The 20,036-nt window shown below is 55.8% G+C and carries 17 protein-coding genes; 5 read left to right on the forward strand and 12 right to left on the reverse strand.

Features of this window, described 5'->3' with window-relative positions; translation table 11 throughout:
* The first annotated feature begins 44 nt into the window (after positions 1-44).
* The gene (locus tag IEY39_RS23990; protein ID WP_229689064.1) at positions 45-2,147 is read left to right on the forward strand and encodes a right-handed parallel beta-helix repeat-containing protein; all 2,103 of its coding nucleotides are present in this window, start codon (positions 45-47) and stop codon (positions 2,145-2,147) included.
* Between the two features lie 11 nt (positions 2,148-2,158).
* Here IEY39_RS23990 and IEY39_RS23995 read toward each other — a convergent pair whose 3' ends face one another.
* Both IEY39_RS23995 and IEY39_RS24000 read right to left on the reverse strand, forming a co-directional pair.
* Positions 2,159-2,944: a carbon-nitrogen hydrolase family protein gene (locus IEY39_RS23995; protein ID WP_188936484.1), complete on the reverse strand. Its 786-nt coding sequence runs from the start codon at positions 2,942-2,944 to the stop codon at positions 2,159-2,161.
* Positions 2,945-2,950: 6 nt separating this feature from the next.
* Positions 2,951-3,514 carry a Crp/Fnr family transcriptional regulator gene (locus tag IEY39_RS24000; protein WP_188936485.1) on the reverse strand — a complete coding sequence of 188 codons (564 nt, stop codon included), beginning with the start codon at positions 3,512-3,514 and terminating at the stop codon, positions 2,951-2,953.
* Between the two features lie 102 nt (positions 3,515-3,616).
* Here IEY39_RS24000 and IEY39_RS24005 point away from each other — a divergent pair, with 102 nt between their 5' ends.
* The gene (locus IEY39_RS24005; protein WP_188936486.1) at positions 3,617-4,327 is read left to right on the forward strand and encodes a metal-dependent hydrolase; all 711 of its coding nucleotides are present in this window, start codon (positions 3,617-3,619) and stop codon (positions 4,325-4,327) included.
* On the opposite strand, the gene IEY39_RS24010 is transcribed toward IEY39_RS24005, so the two are convergent.
* Complete coding sequence (locus IEY39_RS24010; RefSeq protein ID WP_188936487.1) at positions 4,266-4,757, reverse strand: DUF3291 domain-containing protein; 492 nt, start codon at positions 4,755-4,757, stop codon at positions 4,266-4,268. The two genes, IEY39_RS24005 and IEY39_RS24010, sit on opposite strands and share 62 nt — an antisense overlap.
* Positions 4,758-4,834: 77 nt before the next feature.
* On the opposite strand from IEY39_RS24010, the gene IEY39_RS24015 reads away from it, so the two are divergent.
* Positions 4,835-5,896 (forward strand): polysaccharide deacetylase family protein, encoded by a 1,062-nt coding sequence (locus IEY39_RS24015; protein WP_229689065.1) that lies wholly within the window; start codon positions 4,835-4,837, stop codon positions 5,894-5,896.
* On the opposite strand, the gene IEY39_RS24020 is transcribed toward IEY39_RS24015, so the two are convergent.
* Positions 5,889-6,275 (reverse strand): VOC family protein, encoded by a 387-nt coding sequence (locus IEY39_RS24020; protein WP_188936488.1) that lies wholly within the window; start codon positions 6,273-6,275, stop codon positions 5,889-5,891. The genes IEY39_RS24015 and IEY39_RS24020 overlap by 8 nt on opposite strands.
* Positions 6,276-6,314: 39 nt before the next feature.
* On the reverse strand, positions 6,315-6,701 hold the full coding sequence (locus tag IEY39_RS24025; protein WP_188936489.1) for a helix-turn-helix domain-containing protein: 387 nt from the start codon (positions 6,699-6,701) through the stop codon (positions 6,315-6,317).
* Between the two features lie 63 nt (positions 6,702-6,764).
* Between IEY39_RS24025 and IEY39_RS24030 the strand changes: the two genes are divergently transcribed.
* Positions 6,765-8,453 carry a GMC oxidoreductase gene (locus tag IEY39_RS24030; protein ID WP_188936491.1) on the forward strand — a complete coding sequence of 563 codons (1,689 nt, stop codon included), beginning with the start codon at positions 6,765-6,767 and terminating at the stop codon, positions 8,451-8,453.
* 155 nt (positions 8,454-8,608) lie between these two features.
* Complete coding sequence (locus IEY39_RS24035; RefSeq protein ID WP_188936493.1) at positions 8,609-9,733, forward strand: BamA/TamA family outer membrane protein; 1,125 nt, start codon at positions 8,609-8,611, stop codon at positions 9,731-9,733.
* A gap of 63 nt (positions 9,734-9,796) precedes the next feature.
* Here IEY39_RS24035 and IEY39_RS24040 read toward each other — a convergent pair whose 3' ends face one another.
* The 7 genes from IEY39_RS24040 to IEY39_RS24070 all read right to left on the reverse strand — a co-directional run bounded on the left by IEY39_RS24040 (position 9,797) and on the right by IEY39_RS24070 (position 20,025).
* Complete coding sequence (locus IEY39_RS24040; protein ID WP_188936494.1) at positions 9,797-9,973, reverse strand: hypothetical protein; 177 nt, start codon at positions 9,971-9,973, stop codon at positions 9,797-9,799.
* A 162-nt stretch (positions 9,974-10,135) separates the two neighbouring features.
* Positions 10,136-10,942 carry a DUF4249 family protein gene (locus IEY39_RS24045; RefSeq protein ID WP_188936496.1) on the reverse strand — a complete coding sequence of 269 codons (807 nt, stop codon included), beginning with the start codon at positions 10,940-10,942 and terminating at the stop codon, positions 10,136-10,138.
* A gap of 4 nt (positions 10,943-10,946) precedes the next feature.
* Entirely contained in the window at positions 10,947-13,292 is a 2,346-nt protein-coding gene (locus tag IEY39_RS24050) for a TonB-dependent receptor (protein ID WP_229689066.1), read from the reverse strand.
* A gap of 118 nt (positions 13,293-13,410) precedes the next feature.
* Entirely contained in the window at positions 13,411-15,021 is a 1,611-nt protein-coding gene (locus tag IEY39_RS24055; protein ID WP_229689067.1) for a peptidase associated/transthyretin-like domain-containing protein, read from the reverse strand.
* Positions 15,022-15,051: 30 nt separating this feature from the next.
* On the reverse strand, positions 15,052-16,107 hold the full coding sequence (locus tag IEY39_RS24060; RefSeq protein WP_188936500.1) for a FecR domain-containing protein: 1,056 nt from the start codon (positions 16,105-16,107) through the stop codon (positions 15,052-15,054).
* Positions 16,104-16,655 (reverse strand): RNA polymerase sigma-70 factor, encoded by a 552-nt coding sequence (locus tag IEY39_RS24065; protein WP_229689068.1) that lies wholly within the window; start codon positions 16,653-16,655, stop codon positions 16,104-16,106. Before IEY39_RS24065 ends, IEY39_RS24060 begins: the two co-directional genes overlap by 4 nt.
* Before the next feature lie 139 nt (positions 16,656-16,794).
* Positions 16,795-20,025 carry a S41 family peptidase gene (locus IEY39_RS24070; protein WP_188936503.1) on the reverse strand — a complete coding sequence of 1,077 codons (3,231 nt, stop codon included), beginning with the start codon at positions 20,023-20,025 and terminating at the stop codon, positions 16,795-16,797.
* Between the last annotated feature and the right edge of the window lie 11 nt (positions 20,026-20,036).

A 20,036-nucleotide genomic window follows, 5' to 3' on the forward strand; every position in this document is an offset into this window, starting at 1 on the left:
AATCCCCCCAAAAACATAAAATTTGCAAACACCAACGTTTGCATATGAACCCGAGCACCACAAACTTCGACTCACAAGTGCATGAACTGCGAGGCTCCATCCGACCATTGAATAGACTTTATGTCCGGATGAAACAGCTGTCCCTCCTCCTCATTCTCACTACCCAATTCCTCCACGCCCTGCCCGCCGTCCTCTACATCGCCCCCGACGGCAACGACAAAAACCCCGGCACTATCAGCCAACCCTTCGCCACCCTTCAAAAAGCACAATCCGCCGTCCGGCCCGGCGACACCGTCTACATCCGCGGCGGCATTTACCACATGACGGAAGCGCAGATCTCCCGCATCGAACGCATCTATGCCTGCGTAACCTTCCTCGACAAAAATGGTCACCGCGGCCGTTACATCAACTACTGGGCCTATCCCGGCGAAAAACCCGTCTTCGACTATTCCGCCGTAAAACCCGCCGGTCTCCGTGTTGCCGCATTCTATGTCACTGGCTCCTGGATACACCTCAAAGGCTTCGAGGTCACCGGCGTCCAGGTAACGATAAAAACCCACACCCAATCGGAATGTTTCGAAAATCACGGCAGTAACAACATCTACGAACAGCTCAGTATGCACGACGGCATGGCCATCGGCTTCTATCTGCTCGAGGGCGCCGGCAATCTCATCCTCAACTGCGACGCCTATCGCAACTTCGACTATTACTCGGAAAATGGCCGCGGCGGCAACACCGACGGCTTTGGCTGTCATCCCGCAGCGGGTGGCAAGGGAAATATTTTTAGAGGATGCCGCGCCTGGTTCAACAGCGACGACGGCTATGACGTGATCAATTCCCACGAGGCCACCACCTTCGATCACTGCTGGGCCTTCTACAACGGCTTTACCCCGGACTTCACCAGCGAAGGCGATGGCAACGGCTTCAAAGGCGGAGGTTACGGCCACCGGCCCGCCAGCGAGATCCCCGATCCCATCCCGCAGACCACCGTGCAATTCTGCGTGGCCGTGCGCAACAAGGCAAGCGGCTTCTACTCCAACCACCACCCGGCCGGCGGCTTCTGGTACAACAACACGGCCTATAAAAATAATATTGATTTCAACATGCTCAACCGGGAGCCCAATGGCGATAATATCAATGTACCCGGCTTCAAACACGTGCTGAAGAATAACCTCGGCTACAAAGGAAGCCGCGAACTCGCCAACATCGACACCGCCGCATGCACACTCACGAACAACTCTTTCGACAGCCCGCAAACCCTCACCGACGCCGACTTCATCAGCCTCGACGAATCGCAGCTCACCGCTCCCCGCCAGGCCGGCGGCAGCCTCCCCGACATCACCTTCCTCCACCCAAAACCCACCAGCCCCTTCGCTACCATGGGCGCCTTCCCTGTCAGCCCCAACTCGGCCGCCGCAACATCCCCTGCCAACAGCGCCGCCGCAACATCAGCCGCCAACAGCGCCACCTCAATCTCCCCCGCCAACACCACCACCTCAACCTCCCCCCAAACACCTTCAGCCGCCCCCAACTCCGCCGCCCTCCTCTTCGCCGACGACTTCACCCAACCCCTCGACCCCCACACCTGGATCGCCGAGATCGAGCCCAAGACCCCCTCCACCGTCTACACCCACAACAGCGCACTCATCCTCGACACAAAAGGCGGCGTCACCGTCTGGCTCAACAAAAAACTCAGCGGCAACATTCAGATCGACTTCGATCGCAAGATCCTCGTCGACACCGGCCATAACGACCGCCTCTCCGACTGCAACCAGTTCTGGATGGCCACCGATCCACACAACGACAATCTCTTCACCCGCAGTGGCAAACTCGCCGACTATGAGAACCTCCAGCTCTACTACGTTGGCATGGGCGGCAACACCAACAAAACCACCCGGTTTCGCAAATACTCCGGCGGCGCCCGCACCCTCATCGCTGAATATCTCGACCCAACTCACCTCCTCCAACCCAACCAAACCTATCATATCCGCATCACGACCCACAACGGCACAACCAACTTCCTCGTCAACGACCAACCCTGGTTCACCTACACCGATCCCTCGCCCCTCATCACTGGCTACTTCGGCTTCCGCTCTACCTGGTCCCGCCAGGAGATCAAAAACTTTACAGTCTCTCAATTGCAATAACAAATCTCGGTTCAAGCCGTCAATCTGTCCCGGGTCGTACCCGAAACCTGCGTCACCTTACCGGTCGCCGTATCATAGATCAACATCCCCTCATACGAACTGCCCAGCTTTGCCAGCACCTCCCCCTTGTCGTTCATCACCGCCGACTGCCCGCCACATTCCGCTCCGTCACAGGGCCCCACGGAGTTGCTTATCAATGCGATCATCGAATAGGTGCAGGCGATCCCCGTCAGGGTATTCAACGCCTTGTCCATCCCCTCGGCCGTCTTGGCACTACTCGAAAGATAAATATTCGCCCGGTTGCTATAGGCATTGACGGAATGCTCCGGTACAGACAGTTCGTAACAAAGCGACAAGGCTATCCTGTTATCGTCGATCGACAAGAACACCTGCTCATTCCCCGGTACAAAGAACGGTACCTCATCGGCATGTAAATACTGCTTCGCATACACCCGCCGCGGCCCATCCGGCTGAAAAATAATCATCCCGATCATCACCCCCGCCTCGCCGCCCCCCGCTCTATCCCCATCCGTCTCACTCGCCCATATCGGCATCCCCATCCCAATAACGATCCCATACTTATCACTCATCCACTGAAAGGCATCGAACCGCTCATCTTCCTTAGTCGTAGCCAGCTCCCTGGCCAGGGTAGGCTCATACCCGGTGATGGATAGTTCGGGAAAAACGAGCAGATCCACACCCCGCTCCACAGCCTTGCCTATCCACTTCTGGTGATCCGCAAGATTCGCCACCACATCACCCTTAACTGGTTTTGTTTGTACAATTCCAATTTTCATATCGCGTTATTTTTTCTTTCTGATCCTGCTCAGCGACTCCGGCGTCATCCCTATCATAGAGGCAAGATACTTCAGCGGAACGGTGTCGAACAGTTCAGGATTCTGCCCCTGAAGGTAGGAATATCTTTCTTCACCCGACATCGACAACAACGAAAAGATCCGGGTCTCCAGAAACCCGAAACACCGGGTGATCAGCACCCTTTCCAACTCCGGCCAGCGGGCGATATGCCGGTGGAGGCCAAGATATTCTTTCTTATCGATGGTAAACAATTCACAGCGGGTCAAAGCCTGCATCGTAAACCGCGCCGGCTCGTCACAGACAATCCCCTGCAGATCGGTGATAAAATTACCTCTAAAGGATATCCATTGCGTCACCTCTTTTTCCCCATGCACGGCAAACACCCGCATCAGCCCCTCCCGGTGAAAACTCAGCTTTTCACAGACCCGCCCCGATCTGAGAAAGAAGTCGCCCTTTTCCAGCGTCTCAGGATAGAACGCCGATACCAGGGCCTGCATATCCTCATCAGACACGCCCATGTACCCCCGAAGATATTGTTCGAGTTCGGTCATGCCGCTAATTTCTTACCATTTATCAAGAAAACCTGCCGTTCCAGCCACTAATTTACACCGGCATCTGATAGAAAAATATCTTACATCCAATTATTCAATAATATGGTCCTCGGTCACTTCGGCGTCGGCTTCGGCGCAAAAAAATTCGCCCCCAAAGTCTCTCTCGGAACACTATTCATAGCCATACAATGGGCCGATCTGCTTTGGCCCGTTCTCTTGCTGCTCAACGTCGAAAAAGTAACCCTCAATCCCGGCAATCCCAAATTCCCGCTGGACTTCACGTCCTACCCCATCACCCATAGCCTGCTCATGGGCATCGTATGGGGAGCATGCTTCAGCGTCATTTACTGGCTCCTGCGCAAAGACACCCGCAGCGCCCTCATCCTCGGTATTTGCGTAGTAAGCCATTGGGTCCTCGACCTCATCGTCCATGCGCCCGATCTCCCCTTGTTTCCAGGCGACTCCCCGAAGGTCGGCCTTGGCCTCTGGGACAGCCCCATCGCTGCCGCGTTGGTGGAAGGCCTCATCTTCATCATCGGTCTCACCCTCTATCTCAAAGCCACCCGCGCAAAGAACACCACCGGGAAGTGGAGCCTCTGGCTGCTCGTCATCCTGCTGGTGCTCAACCAGGTCGCCGGCAAGCTCTCCCCACTGCCCCCCTCCGCGCACGCCATCGGCTGGGCCGCCCAATACCAATGGATCTTCGTGCTGCTCGGCTACTGGGTCGATAGCAATCGCACCCCCGCCGCCACTACTTCTCCTCGCCTCCAACAACCCGCGTCGCCTCGAACGCCCGCGCGTCCTCAGGTGTAAACCGTTTTTTGAAATCGAACGCATAAGGCGTCGGCCCATGTGTGCGGATGTGGTCGATCCGTTCCCACGCCTCTTCGACGGTCGGAACATGCCCCACCGGCACATACCAGAAGGCCAGAAAGTGCTCTTTCATCCGCTCGAACCACTCGCCGCGCCGCCGCACATATGCCGTATGATCGCTCCGGTACGTAAAAGCAAAAAGGTCGTCGATGCTTCGCCACACCGACATGTTCAAAATAATAAAAGGATCGTCCGACACCTTTATAGACGTGGCATTGTTGGACTCATCCTTCAACCGCCAGACAAAACCTTCGCTACCCTCCGCAAGCGCATTGATCCGGTCGAGGTTCGCCGCAAACTCCGCCATCACCGGGCTGTCCATCGGCCCGAGTATCCTGCCGATATTCACCTGCGCTAAATAATATCCCATTTTAAATCAATTGAGGTGCGCACAATTTATCGCTTTCTCCACCCTTTTTTCCTAAATTCCCTAACCAAAATACTCTTATGCTCCCCCAACGCATTGCCGCCGCCGCCATCTTCCTCCTCCCACTGATGGCACTCTTCCCGTCGGAACCATCCGCCCAATCTCCCGGCTCAACCCCCGCCGCCGCCACATTCACCGACACCACCTACGCCGAACGCCTCGGCTACCCCAAAGGCGCCCGCGTCCTCATCCTCCACGTCGACGACGCCGGCATGAGCTTCGAATCCAACGAAGGCGCCATCAACGCTCTCACAAAAGGCGTCGCCACCTCGACAAGTGTCATGATGCCCTGCCCCTGGGTCCCCGCCTTCGTCGGCTGGCTCCACGCACACCCGGATATAGACGCCGGCCTTCACCTCACCCTCACCTCCGAATGGACCGGCTACCGCTGGGTCCCCCTCGCCGGCCGCACCGCCGTTCCCGGACTGACCGATTCCACCGGCTGCCTCTGGGCAAACGTATTCCAGGTAGCTACCCGCGCCAGCCCCGATGAGGTCGAAACCGAACTCACCGCCCAGCTGCAACGCGCCCGCGCCATGGGCTTCGAACCAACCCACCTCGACACGCATATGGGAACGGTATATGCAACCCCCGCCTTCCTCACCCGCTATATGAAACTGGGCATCACCAACCACATCCCCGTCATGCTGCCCGGCGGCCATGATAAGCTCATCCAAAAACAGACCGGCCTGCCCGACACCCAGCTCAGCAACTTCCGCACCCTGGGCAGAACGCTCTGGGACGCCGGTCTCCCCGTCCTCGACGATCTGCATAATTTCAGCTACGACTGGAAGGTTCCCGACAGCATCGCCCACGACGACAAAAAGCTCACCCACTACCGCACGGCGCTCTACATCGACGCGCTCAAGGTCCTCCAGCCCGGCGTCACTATGATGATCATGCACTGCACCAACGCCGGCGAACACTTCACTCACATCAGCGACAGCGGCCCCCTCCGCCGCGGCGACATGCTCGCCATGATGGACCCCGCCTTCAAAAAAGCCCTAACCGATCAGCACATCATCCTCACCACCTGGCGCGAACTCATGAAAAGACGCCAGGCCGCCACTACCCTCAAATAACTTGAAATAGCTGAATATTATTCCCGCAGGTATCATCCAACACCGCGATCTTTGTCACCCCCATAACTGTCGGCGACATGCTGAAAACCACCCCCGCCGCCTTCATCCGCGCATACTCCGTCTCCACATCCTCAACATAAAAAGCCGTCCAGGGGATACCCGCCTTATACAACGCCTCCTGGTACACCGCCGCCGGCGGGAAACCCAGCGGCTCCAGCACCACTTCGACCCCATCGGGCTCGTCTTTCGAAACCACCGTCAGCCATCTATGTTCCCCCATCGGAATATCCCTCTTTTTCACAAAACCCAATGCCTCCGTATAAAAACGAAGTGCCTTCTCCTGGTCTTGTACCAGTACACTTGTCAGTTTTACTTTCATGAAAATTGTATTTAAGCACCCAAAGATATTCGTAAGGCCTTATCGGATATTGCGCTTTCCGTCGCGGTACGTCGCAGGCGTGCACCCACTATATCGCTTGAACAGCGTAGAAAATGACGGCACACTGCAAAACCCCACCCGATAACAAGTCTCGGCAACACTCACCCCCGCATCCAGCAACACCTTCGCCTCCTGCATCCGTCGCTCCGTCAGATACCGGTACGGCGTCACGCCATAACAGCGACTGAACTGCCGGATAAAATGGAACTTCGAGACAAACACCCCACGCGCAATCCCATCCAGGTCAACACCGCCGCAACACCGTTCATCGATCAACCGCTTCGCCGCCCGGCACTGATCGACCACCGCCCGGCAGGGGAAATGCTCCCGCTCGATCCGCATCACTTCCATCTGGTAATACGTCATGATAACACCCTTTCAGGAAAGCTAAACATTTTTTCGTTACCTTACTCATTCAACGATTGCCATATGAACACTTACGATGCCATCGTCATCGGCTCCGGCATCAGCGGAGGCTGGGCCGCAAAAGAACTCTGCGAACACGGGCTCACTACCCTTCTTCTCGAACGCGGCCGCCCTGTCCAACATCTCAAAGACTACCCCACCGCCACAAAGAATCCATGGGACTTCCCGCATCGCGGCCAGCTCCCCCTCCACATCACGAGCGAAAACCCCGTCGTATCCCGCTGCTATGCCTTCAGCGAAGCAACCCAGCATTTCTTCGTGAAGGATAACGAACATCCCTATGTCCAGGAGAAACCTTTCGACTGGATCCGCGGCTACCAGGTCGGCGGCAAATCCCTCTTATGGGCTCGCCAGACCCAGCGCTGGAGCCCCTTCGAATTCGAAGGCCCCGCCCGCGACGGCATCACCATCCCCTGGCCCATCGGCTACGATGACCTCGCCCCCTGGTATAGCTATGTAGAAAAATTCGCCGGCATCAGCGGCAACAAAGACGGCCTGCCCCAACTCCCCGACGGGGAATTCCTGCCGCCATGGGAAATGAACTGTGTAGAAAAGCACATCAGCGAAAAGATCATGCAGCACTACCCCGATCGCCCCGTCATCATTGGCCGCTGTGCCCACCTCACAAAGCCACAACCCATCCATATTGAACAAGGCCGTGGCCAATGCCAGGCCCGCGATCTGTGTGAACGAGGTTGCCCCTTCGGTGGCTACTTCAATTCCAACTCCACCACCATCCCCTGGGCGCAGCGGACTGGCAAGCTCACCCTGCAAACCTTTAGCGTCGTACACTCCATCCTCTACGACGAAAAAAAAGGCCGCGCCACCGGCGTCCGCGTCATCGACACCAACACAAAAGCCGTCACTGAATACCAGGCCCGCATCATCTTTGTCAATGCCGCATGCCTCAATACCAACCTCATCCTGCTCAACAGTATATCCAACCGCTTTCCCCACGGCCTGGGCAACGACAACGGCCTTCTCGGCCACTACATCGCCTTTCATAACTACCGGGGCAATGTAAACGCCCAGTTCGATGGCTTCCCCGACGGCTATTATTATGGCCGCCGCCCTACCGAGGTCTTCATGCCCTCTTTCCGCAACCTGCATAAATCCGAAGGCCTCGGTTTTCAACGCGGTTATATGAGCTATTTCTCGGCTTCCCGCGCCGGATGGTGGCGGGGCGAACAGACGGCCGGCATCGGCAGCGCCTGGAAAGATGCGCTCACCGAACCCGGCTCCTGGTTCATAAATATGGGCATGCAAGGCGAGACCATCCCCAAATTTTCCAACCACGTCCGGCTCAGCCCCGACAAAAAGGACGAATGGGGTATCCCCCAGCTCATCACGTCCGTAGCCTACGATGACAACGATGATAAAATGGCCGCCGACTTCGTAGCCCAAGGTTCCGAAATGCTCGCAGCAGCCGGCTGCACCAACATCACCGGCGGCAACAACCACCAGAACCCAGGCCTCGACATCCACGAAATGGGCGGCGTCCGCATGGGCAAAGACCCCAAAACCTCCCTGCTCAACGAATGGAACCAGCTCCATGCCTGTAAGAACGTCTTCGTCACCGACGGCTCCTGCATGACCTCCACCGGTAATCAAAATCCATCCCTTACCTTTATGGCCCTAACAGCCCGCGCAGCCAACCACGCCGTCGAACAAATAAAAAAGAAAAGTCTCTGACACGCCCACTTCGCTACATAGGCCGCTCATGCACACGCCCCTTCTGGCTGCTTATCCTCCTGCTCGTCACATGCGCCACCCCCCGCGCGCAGAATCCCACGGGCATCACGCGCACCGTCGGCAAAGAACACGCGGCAAAAAAAGACACCTTGGCCATGCATCATGCACCCGTGCCGCAAAAAGACATCACCGACGTCCTCCATTTCCTCTTCCCCCACAAAAAGGACAAACCGCCGGACACCCTAACGGACGTCCGTAAACTCACCATATCCGGGCTCCCGGCCGTCGGCTACACCCTCACGACCCGCACCGCCGTCACCCTCACCGGCAACGCCGCCTTCCGTGTCGATACCAACGCTAAGATCTCTACCATCACTTCCAGCGTCGCCTATACGCAAAACCGGCAGTTCACCTTTCCCCTCGAAACCAGCATCTGGACAAAGAACAACAAGTACAACTTCGTCGGTGACATCCATTACATGAACTACCCCCAGAGCACCTTCGGCCTGGGCTCCAATTCATGGATCGGCAACGAAGACCCCATGACCTACAACTATATCCGCTTCTACGAGATCGTCCTGCGCAAGATCACCGCCGACTTCTTCGCGGGTGCAGGCTATATCCTCGACTGGCGGTACGAGATCGCCGAATTCAACCCCACCCCCGCTGTTCCTTCCGACTATCAGAAATACGGCTCGCCCGAAAACACCCTCTCCACCGGCCTTACCCTCAACGCCCTCTACGACACCCGCGACAACTCCATCAACCCCTATAAAGGCTTCTATTCGAATCTCCAGTATCGTAACAACTTCACCTTTATGGGTAGCACCAGCAACTGGCAGTCGCTCATCATCGACGTCCGCAAATTCCTCAACTTCCCCGTCGGCTCCCACAATGTCCTCGCCTTCTGGAACTACGACTGGCTCATCCTCGAAGGCAAGCCACCCTTTCTCGATCTGCCCAGCACCAACTGGGACACCTACTCGAGCACCGGGCGCGGCTACATCCAGGGCCGCTTCCGCGGCGACGAAATGGTCTATCTCGAATCCGAATACCGCTTCCCCCTCACCCCCGACGGACTACTGGGCTCCGTTATCTTCCTCAACGGCGAATCCTTCTCCGGCCTCAACTCCCACCGCCTGCAATCGGTCCAACCCGGCTATGGCGCCGGCATCCGCATCAAACTGAACAAAACCTCCCGCACCAACGTCGACATCGACTACGGTCTCGGCAACCAGGGCTCCCGCGGCCTCTTCGTCAACATCGGCGAACTATTCTAATAAAAAAAGCCGCCAGTTAAGGCGGCTTAAAGTCTTTAAAAAAAATTGACCAAAAACATTCCACTATTTCCTTGCCACTACGAACAACATGATAGCATAAGCGATCCCGATCACCCAATAAACAACTTTGATCTCATTGCTCAACTTGTCGTGAACCATCTGGATCTTGTCATTGCATATCTGTATCTTGGCTTCCAATCTGGCTTCCAATTGTCTTATCTCTGCAATCACCTCCTTCATATCTCCGTTGATTTTTGTATCAATTAAAAATAGTAACGCTGTCTTCTGTTCCGCCGGTAAAGATATATTCTCCAGGGTCCTGCCAATCTCCGTCAATTCCATCACTTCACAATTTCCCCCCAATTTACAAACATCTTCCATGTCTTCCAAATCTTCCCCCACCTATCTCACCCTCACCCCCCTCACCTGCGACGTATGCGCACTAAAATATCCCAACGCCCCTCCACTGAAATTCGTAACCGGATTCCCCGGAAAAGCCCCACCCGCCCCAATCGCCGCCGCATCCATACTCTTCCAATAATCATACATCGGCTTATCTATACATTGCATCTCCACTTGAACGGTATCCCCACTATGCAACGTGCTGTCCTTACTGTTACGCTCCAGGGAAAACGTATTCGGCTGCCCCATCGCATAGGCATTGTCCCAGTAATAAATCGTCTGGTCAAGGTAACCGTCTATCGTCTGGTTGAACAAATAATACGCCGTCCCCGGACCATCAGGATTGACAAAATGCGGCAGCGCCGTGATCACCGTCTTACCCCCATTCAGCACCGGCTGGATCGTAACACTGTCAAGATTAACCCGGTATGGCATGGTGGACGTCGCAAAAAAACTATCCTTCCCCATCACCACAGACAAATAATACGTCATCCCCTGCACTCCCTGCAGGCTGCTCGCAGTGTACAAACCCCCACCCTTGTCAGCCAACACCTCCGAATCACCGGCAGCATCCCATAGCTTAACCACAGCCCCTGAAAACCCCGGAAAACTGTTTGGCGAATAAAAACCCGTCGTTCCACTGATCTTCACCGTATACGGACCAGGCCGATCAGTAATATTCCCATCGATAACATATTTGTTGGCCACCGTGCGAAGATCGAGCTTGATCACCTTCGTACACGCAGTCAAAAAAAGGCCGGCAGTCAAAAATAACCCGCACAAAGTAAAACAAACTATCTTTTGCATAAAATTAGAATTTAATAGTAAAAGCAACAGACGGAACGATCCCAAACAAAACAGTCTTCACCGCCTGCGTCTGCGTAGCATCGTTGGGGTCCTGCCGGAAATTGATAAAATAAGCGTTCAGCCGGTCATACGCATTGTAGATAGAAAACACCAGCTCCTCGGAGAAATGCTTCTTTTTCTTCAGCTCGTCGGTCGCGCTCAGGTCTAGCCGGTGATACGCCGGCATGCGATAACCATTGCGCTCGGCATAATAGTAGACGATGCGGCCCCCGGCTTCATACTTGCCGCTGGGATAGCTGATCGCGGCGCCGGTATAATACACCCAATCCGCCGAAAACGTCCATTTCGGATTCGGCTTGTATATCCCAACGACGGAAATATTATGCGTATGATCCTGCGTGGCGTCATACCAGCGGCCATCATTGATGCCACCAATCTGCAATTGCGATCTGGACAGCGTATAGCTCAACCAACCGGTAAGCTTGCCCTTGTTCTTCCGCAGCTCCAGCTCCACCCCATAGGCCCGGCCCTTTCCATATAGCAGCTCGGACTCGACCATATCGGTCAGCTCCGGGTTGGCGCCGGTGCGAAAGTCTATCTGGTGCTGCATCAGCTTGTAGTACGTTTCGAGACTCCAGGTATACCCTCTGTCGGCCGTTTCCCGGTAATAACCCAATGACACCTGATCTGCTATCTCCGGGAGAATATTGTTAGTCGTCAACGTCCATCTGTCGGTAGGAAAGCTTGCCGCCGAATTCGTCAGCAGATGCACATTCTGGACATTCCGGTTATAAGAAGCCTTTAGCGTCGACTGGTCGTCAAGCTCATAGCCAATGGCAAGCCGCGGTTCGGGATTAAAGTAATTCACCACCGGCTGGCCGCTCCGGTAATGCAAAGTATCCTTCGCATTGCCCGCCGCATCGAAATGATAAAAGTTGCCCCCGCCATATACACGGAAATCCGTCAGCCGCAGGCCATAGGAAAGCGTCAGCCTGTCCGTCGCCTTCCATTCGTCACCTGCATAAAGGACATTCTCCCAGCCATAACGCGATTGATAGGTCGTGTCGTTCAGCCCCGTTCCGGGCGGAGCATTAAGCCGCGCCGGCTGAATGGTATGATATATCGAACCAAGACCGAATCGCATCGTATGACCGACACCGGCATACCATTCCCATTCCTGTTTAACACTATAGTCATTGAGGGAAGCATCGACGGTATAAGGGCTCTTGCTGGAGTTGACATAGCCCGTTATCTGGTTGCTGTAATTGCTGATGGCAAGTGTGGTGTTGGAGAACAGCCGGGCGCCCACTACATGGTTCCACCGCAGGTTGGCGATGCCATTCCCCCATTTCAGCCCGAACTGGTTATACACACTCAGGTCGTCCCGACCATAATACCCTGATACATAGAGATGGTCCCGGCGACCCAATGCAAAATTGAGCTTGGCATTGAGATCATAAAACCCGATGTCGTTTCGGTTGATCGTGGTGTCCCCGGAAGCGTGAAGCGCGGCATTGATCCTGGTCGTTCGCCCCGCCACCAGGAAGCTGCTCCTATCTTTCTCTATCGGCCCCTCCACTTCCCCACTCACCGTCAGCAACCCGGCGGTCGCCGTGGCATGATAGCCTTGGTTATTGCCTTCATTCATCCGGATATCAGCCACGGATGAAAGCCTCCCGCCATATTGCGGCGGCATGGCCCCCTTGTACAGGGTCAGATCGCGAACAGCATCGGGGTTAAACGTCGAGAAGAAACCCAACAGGTGGGAAGGATTGTACACCGTAGTCCCATCCAGCAGGATAAGGTTCTGATCCGCCGCGCCGCCCCTGACATAAAACCCCGTGTTCCCATCCCCCGCCGAGGCAACCCCCGGCAACAGCTGAACGGATTTCAACACATCCCTCTCGCCCAGCAGCACGGGCAGGCTACGCATGGTCGATATCGTTAGTCTCTCGGTGCCTATCTGCACCCCTGAAAGCTTCCGGTCCCGATCGGCGGCGCTGACGACGACTTCCTTTAATTCGGTGGCCCCTTCCTCCAGGGAAACAGCCAGCGACAGATTCTTCCTCAACTCCACCGCAACCATCTGCGATTGCAACCCCACCGCGGAGACCACCAGGGAGTACTCCCCCTCAGGCAGCGTCAGCGAGAAAAAGCCATATTCGTTGGTAGTCACCCCAACGGTCTGGCCGGAAACAGCAACGGTAGCCCGGATCACATTTTCACCGCTGCGCTTTGCCCTAACGGTGCCGCTAACGGTATACCGTGCCTGCGCAACGGCGGGCAACGGGAGCCCCTGCATCAGCAGGGAAAGACAAGAAAAGAAAAAGGTCAAAATGTTCTTCTTCATGGATGGTTATTTACCAGAAGAAGACAACCATACAAAACAATACCCCTACGCCGTCCCTGAAAATCGTCTACGCCGCCCCTGAAAATCATCCCCGCCGGGCTGCCTCAGAAAAAACCGGTCAGAAAAAGCTGATCCCTACATCACCGTCTATCCACGCGCTCGTTCTCCCACCCCTGAACGCAGTAATATAAGGCGCCCCCGGCAACTCCACCTGGTTCGTGCTCGCAGGAAGGGTGGAGGGCGCGACATATATAGTAAAGGAAGGCCCCGCAAATAGCGAGATCTTCCTCGCGATCCGCCAGGTAAATAGCGGTCTCGCCCGATAGATACTGCCGAAGTCTTTCCAATCCGTCGTGAAGAGATGCTGGGCCGTGATCTCACCATACATTCCCCAATGGGGAGAAAAAGGCAAGGCCTTCCCCAGGCCAAAACCATACGAAAAATTATGCTCATCGGGAAGAGGGTTATACCCGATCATGAAGATGCTGTTGAGCTTTTGGTTACCCTGGATATATTCTATTGTCAGTCCCGTCACCCGGGATGTCGAAAGGGTCAGCCGGTGCACTCCGCCGTGTTTGATGATGCTCACCAACCCGAGACTGTAACCCGTGGACGTATCGGCGAAATTGAACAGCCCTATCTGCACCCCTTTCAACACCCGCGCCCGGTTCTCAAACGCGCTTAACTGCAACCCGCGAGCCGTATCGCGGCAGAGATTGAAATCACCCGCCACCTGTACCCCGCTCATATTCTTCATCGCCATATTGCCGCCACCGGCAAGCTGCACGCCCTTCACCGAACCCACCGCCCGGTTCAGCAAACCCGCCGCCTCAACGCCATGGACTTCACCCCCCGTCAGGTTCATTACACCCGCTAGTTGAACGGCACGGACATTCTTCTTATCGATATTGAAGACACCACCCATCTCTACACCATTCAGTCCCGCACCATAACCGCCAATAATATTAAGAGATAATACATTGGTCACCTGCCCGCTCATCGAACCATGGGTTCCCAGCCAGGGCAACAGCGACACCTGTGTCTGCCGGCTGGTAAAGAAATGCGCGAGGTTGAGGCTTTGCATCCGCTGCCGGTACGAGAGAAAAAAGCGCACAAACTTGCTCCTTTCAACCCCGTTGACAGTAGCCGGGGCGAGCAGGCTGGGGTTGACGGACGCAATAAGGATAGTCAGCGACTGATCATAACCGGGGTGAACGACAACATCCGTATCGCCATACCATTCCTTGCTCACTGTCAGCGCCTGATCGTCAAACCGCGTTTTTAGCCGAAGCTTGAAATACCCCTGGCTGTCGGTAAGCGCCGACTGTAGCTGCGCCTTGGCGTAGACACTCGCATTGGCAATGCCGCGCCGCGTAGTACTGTCGAGGACGACTCCGGTCACCGTGTAGATGCGCTCGGCCTGCGCATCGGGCGGCTTGTCCTCGGCCGCGTTAGCCGTTCCGTATGGTAAGATGATCACGTACCTCCCCTGTTCGATATAGGTATAATGCTTTCCCAAAAGGCTGTCCAGCGCCTTCTGAACGGTCACCCGGACAAAGCTGCAGGTCACGGGACTGTCCCCCGGTAGGATCCTGCTGTTATAGGAAAATTCAACATCCGCCCGATGCGCGATCGAGTCGAGCACCTGCGCCAGGGGAAGGCGGCGCACCCGGATCGTTATAATACGATCAAGCAAATGCTGCGAAGAAGTCGCCAGGGGCAACGTCACCAGTAACAATATGTGTATAATGCCGCGCAATCAGTTCTTAGGTTGAAAAATTATCTCCTGTCCGGCCCGTGTATGGATGATGGTTAAACTCTTGTCGATAACACTCAGGATACTGTCCAAATCCTGATCTCTGAAATAAGTAGCCGTCAGCGTCATCTCCTGCACCTCCTTACTGGGGATGACGATATGAACATTGTAGGCCTCGCTGAGGACGGCCGCCAGCCTCCACAGGGGCGTTTGGCGACACACGAATGCCGAAGTCCGGTAATACTGATACAGCTGGTCAGCAGCTGCGATCTTTCGCGACGCCGCAGGCTGTGCAGCCACTATCACTTTTTCCCCCGCGCCTGCCTTTACGTCAAAGCTCCCGCTGGACACCTCCACTTCACCCGATTCGACAACAATTTCCGTCTCATCTTTGCCGGCCTTTACGTTGAAGGAAGTGCCCAGGTCACGAATCGTCACCCCGTTCAGCCGCACGACAAAAGGCTGCGACCGGTGCTTCACCTGGAAGAAACCCTCGCCGTCCAGCCTCACCGTACGGGCGTCACCACCGAACACCCGGGGACACACCAACGCGGAATGCTTGTTCAGCGTCACCTGCGTTCCGTCAGGCAGCGTGTCGGTTCGCACCACCGCTCCAGCCTCCAACCGCAACGCGTCCCCACCTCCCAACAGCCCACCCGTCACCGCCCACCAAACGCCAATCCCCGCTAACACCACCACCACCGCCGCCACCATCAGCCGCAGCGATCGCACCCGGCCGTTGGAAGCTCCGTCCTCACCCGGCCGCACCCTCCCGCGAGAAGCCCCCTCATCACCCTGCCGCACCCTCGCGGACCCCGCCCTCCCGGGAAACCGCTCACTCTGCTTGAACCGCTCCCACGCCTCCACCTCATCGACGCTTACCTCCGGCGTCAGCCGCAGACTCTCCGCCCAGATGCGCCGGAAGTCCTCGAAGTACTGCCGGTTCTCCGCACCAGCGGCACACCAGCCGTCCACCTCCGCGCGCTCGGCATCCGTCGCCTCTTCAAGGAGGTATTTTACCAGCAGCCGGTCCATATCGGGTTTTGGGTTCTTCTTCACCGGTTCTTGTTTAATATGAATAAAATGATCACCACCAAATACGGCAGCAGCTTGTCCCGCAGTATCCGCAGCGCCTTGCCCATCTGGTTTTCAACAGTCTTCACGGAAAGGTCCAGCCGGTGTGCAATCTCCCGGTATTTAAGCTCCTCGAAGCGGCTCAGCTGGAAAATGGTCCGGCATTGCTGCGGCAGCTCATTCAGCGCCTGATGAAGCCGGGCCTCCAACTCCCGGTGGTCACCACCTTCCCCGGGCACACTGGTCCCTTCACCGTGCCGTTCCGCATGTTTCCGGTATTCCCGGCGGACCTTTTCCCTGCGCCGCTGGTTCAGGCTCTCGTTATACACCGCACGGTAGAGATAGGCCTCCACGGAAGCCTCGATCGTTATCCTCGCCATCTTCTCGTAAAAGCGGGCAAAAACCACCTGCACCACCTCCTCCGCGAGATGGCCGTCCCGCAGGATCGTGCAGGCATAGGTGTGCAGCCCCTTGAAATGGGTTTTGAATAGTTGCTCGAACGCAAGATCGCCGGCTTCGTCGCTCCGGACCATAGGACCCGCTTTCCTTATTTCCATTCCTGTACCTTGAATAGGGGCATTAAAAATACCGATTGCTTCCAAACCGACCCATTTCAGGAAAGACACCCGGGCCGGAATAAACCCCTACGCACAGAAAAAAATATTTCTCGCCTCATTTGGACGTTCCAACTACCGGCATGGGCGGCCGCACCGGCTCCGTCTGCGGATGCTCAGCCAATTGCTGCATCACCACCTGGATAGCCTTCTCCAGCTGCGGATCACGCCCCTTGATCACATCGGCCGGCGTCTGCTCCACCTCGATATCCGGCGAAACCCCCACATTCTCCACCACAAACCCATCCTTCGTCCAGATACCAACATTCGGCGCAGTCACCATTCCGCCATCCAGCAATATCGGGTACCCCAGAATACCCACCAATCCACCCCAGGTGCGCTTGCCTACGATCGTCCCCAGCCCGAACTTATGAAACATCCACGGCAGCATGTCCCCACCCGAACCCGCCGTCTCATCAATGATCATCACCTTCGGCCCGTCGATAGACGCAAAAGGCGACTTGAAATCGTGACCATACCGGGTATGCCAGTGCGACTGATAAGGCCGCGTCAACAGCGTAATATAATAGTCGGCCAGGTCGCCGCCACCGTTGAAGCGCTCATCTACAATTATCGCCTGCCGGTCGGCCTGCGGGAAGAAATAACGTTTGAAATAATCATGCCCCGCCTGGGCAGTATTAGGCACATAGACATAAGCTACCTTGCCGCCAGTGGCCGCTTCCACCTTCTTCAGGTTGCCTTCGACCCAGTCGCGGTTGCGCAGCGCAAATTCATTGGGCACCGGCACCACCTTCACCACCCTCGACCCGCTGCCATCGGCATTAGGCCCGATCGTTAGCTCCACGATCTTGCCGGCCGTATTCTCGAAGAACCGGTAGAAATTATCCTCCGCCTTCACGTCCTGCCCGTTGACGGTAAGGATATAGTCGCCCACCTGGGCATTGACCCCCGGCTCGGTCAGCGGCGAACGCAGACTGGGATTCCAATTCAACCCCCCATAGATCTTCTTGATCCGCCAGCGGCCATTCGAAGCCTCATAATCTGCACCAAGCAGACCCCCATTGACAAACTTCGCCACAAAAGGATGATCGCCACCGCTCAGGATAAAATGATGCCCGATAGACAGTTCGCTCCCCATCCACTGGATCAGCTGGTTCAAATCATCCCGACATGCAAGATCAGGCAGAAACGCCGTATATTTCTTCTTCACCGCGGCCCAATCCACCCCATGCATATTGGGATCATAGAAATAGTCCCGGTTGACACGCCAGGCCTCGTCGAAGATCTCGGCCCATTCCGCCGCAGGGTCCACCTTAACCTGGATATCGACCGCCACAGGGTTTTTGCCCGGACCAGGCTTCTCGCCCGCGTCGACCACCCAGATCGTCTCCCCCTTCACCAGCAGCATTTTCTTTCCATCCGCAGAAAGCTTATAACCACCAACCTCCATCACCTCCTGGTCACTACGCTTCTTCAGGTCATATTTATGAAGAGTGCCGCCACCCTGGCCATCCGCGCCGCGAACGATATAATATAAGACATCATTCTTCCCAACACCAAGTTGCTCCATATCCGCCACCTTGACGGGCAGATCGATGATCCTGTCCTGGATACCCTCCCAATCGATCCGCAATTGTTCCCGCTTCTTTTCTGTCGCCGTATCTTTTATCTCTTCATCATTCTCTTTCGCAAACGGCGAAATCGTTTCCTTCTGCAGCGTCACAAGGTAGATAGCCTTGGTCTGGCGCATATCGATGCTGGACTGGTCGAACCAGTTGAGAACAGGACCAGCATCCGTAGAAGCAAAGAAGTATACATATTTTCCCTTCGCATCGAATTTCGGCTCTTCGACATCACTGAGCCCATCGGTCAGCGGATAGGATTTCCCTTCCGTCAACGAATAGAGATAGATCCGCTTGAACTGTGTGCCGGTCACCTTCGTATACGCCAGCCAGCGGGAATCATAAGACCAGTCGCTCGCCATCTCCCGGAAAGCGCCGGGCCCGTAAAGCTCGTCGGAATCCACCTTGCGCATTTCGCCGCTGGCGACATCCAGGACATAAAGTGTTCGCGAATTATCCGTAAAAGAAAGTTTCTTGCTGTCAGGCGACCAGCGCAGATGATCATAGAATCCGGCCCCTTTCAGCGGGATCGTCCTCACCGCACCCTTCCCATTCTCAGGCTGGATGCAGAGGACATTCTCACCCGAGGCATCTGAAAAATAGGCAATGGACTTCCCATCGGTCGACCAGGCCGGTGAGGTCTCATGGATAGCCGTCGTATGTGTCAGGTTGCGCGCATCACCCTTATCAGCCGGCAGCGTGACGATATCTCCGCGGAAATCGACCACCAGCCGTGCCCCGGAAGGCGAAATATCTCCGCTGCGGATATAATTAAACCCGCTGACATAGCGGGACCGCAGCTCCAACAGATCGGCCGCAATCCCGATCACCAATCTTTTCTCGGCAGAAGCCTGCCCCCCGCTCAGATCGATTACGTGTAAATAGCCGGCCTGCTCGAACACCAGTTTTCCATCCCTCCCCGCCAGGTTCAGCACCGGGAAATCGGTAAAGCTCGTCAACGCCCGCACCTGCTTTGTGGCAAGATCATACGCATACACATTGAACTCCCCATCCCGGTCACTGCGGAAATAGACGGTATTCCCTATCCACACCGGCGAAGCATCATTGCAGCCCCCTGCCGGTTGCGGTATCTTTTCAAGAGACATGTCGCCAAAGGAAAAGAGCTGGATATGCGTAATCGAGCCCCCACGGTAGTGCTTCCATTGGCGGAAAGCATCGGGAATGGGCGTATAGGCCATCCGGCTGCCGTCAGGCGAATAGGCCGCGTAAAAAGCATTGGGTATCTCGAGTTCCGTCTCCGGTCCACCAGTCACCGGAACGGTAAATAATTGCAGATACCGGTTGGTGAAGCTGCTCCGTTGCGAAGCAAACAGCACCGACTTCCCATCCGGGGTAAATCCCCGCACAATATCCGCACCGGGATGATACGTAAGCCGCTTCGGAACACCACCTTCCACGGGGATAACGAATACGTCTACATTCCCGTCATACTGCCCGCTGAAAGCGATAAGCTTTCCATCAGGTGAGAACACCGGGCTCGACTCGACCCCTTCACTGACGGTCAACCGCCGGGGCTGCGAACCATCCGTATTGGCAACCCAAAGGTCCTGCGCATAGATGAAAGCGATATGATCTGCACTGATAGCCGGCTGCGATAGCATCCGGGTGTCCCTGGTGTTGATAGCCATAGAGGCCAGGGGCATGCCAAGGAAGGCACAAGCAAGGAAAAGGTTGGGGATTCTCATAAAATTAGTTA

The sequence above is a fragment of the Puia dinghuensis genome (assembly GCF_014642875.1).
In the GTDB taxonomy this organism is placed as follows: domain Bacteria; phylum Bacteroidota; class Bacteroidia; order Chitinophagales; family Chitinophagaceae; genus Puia; species Puia dinghuensis.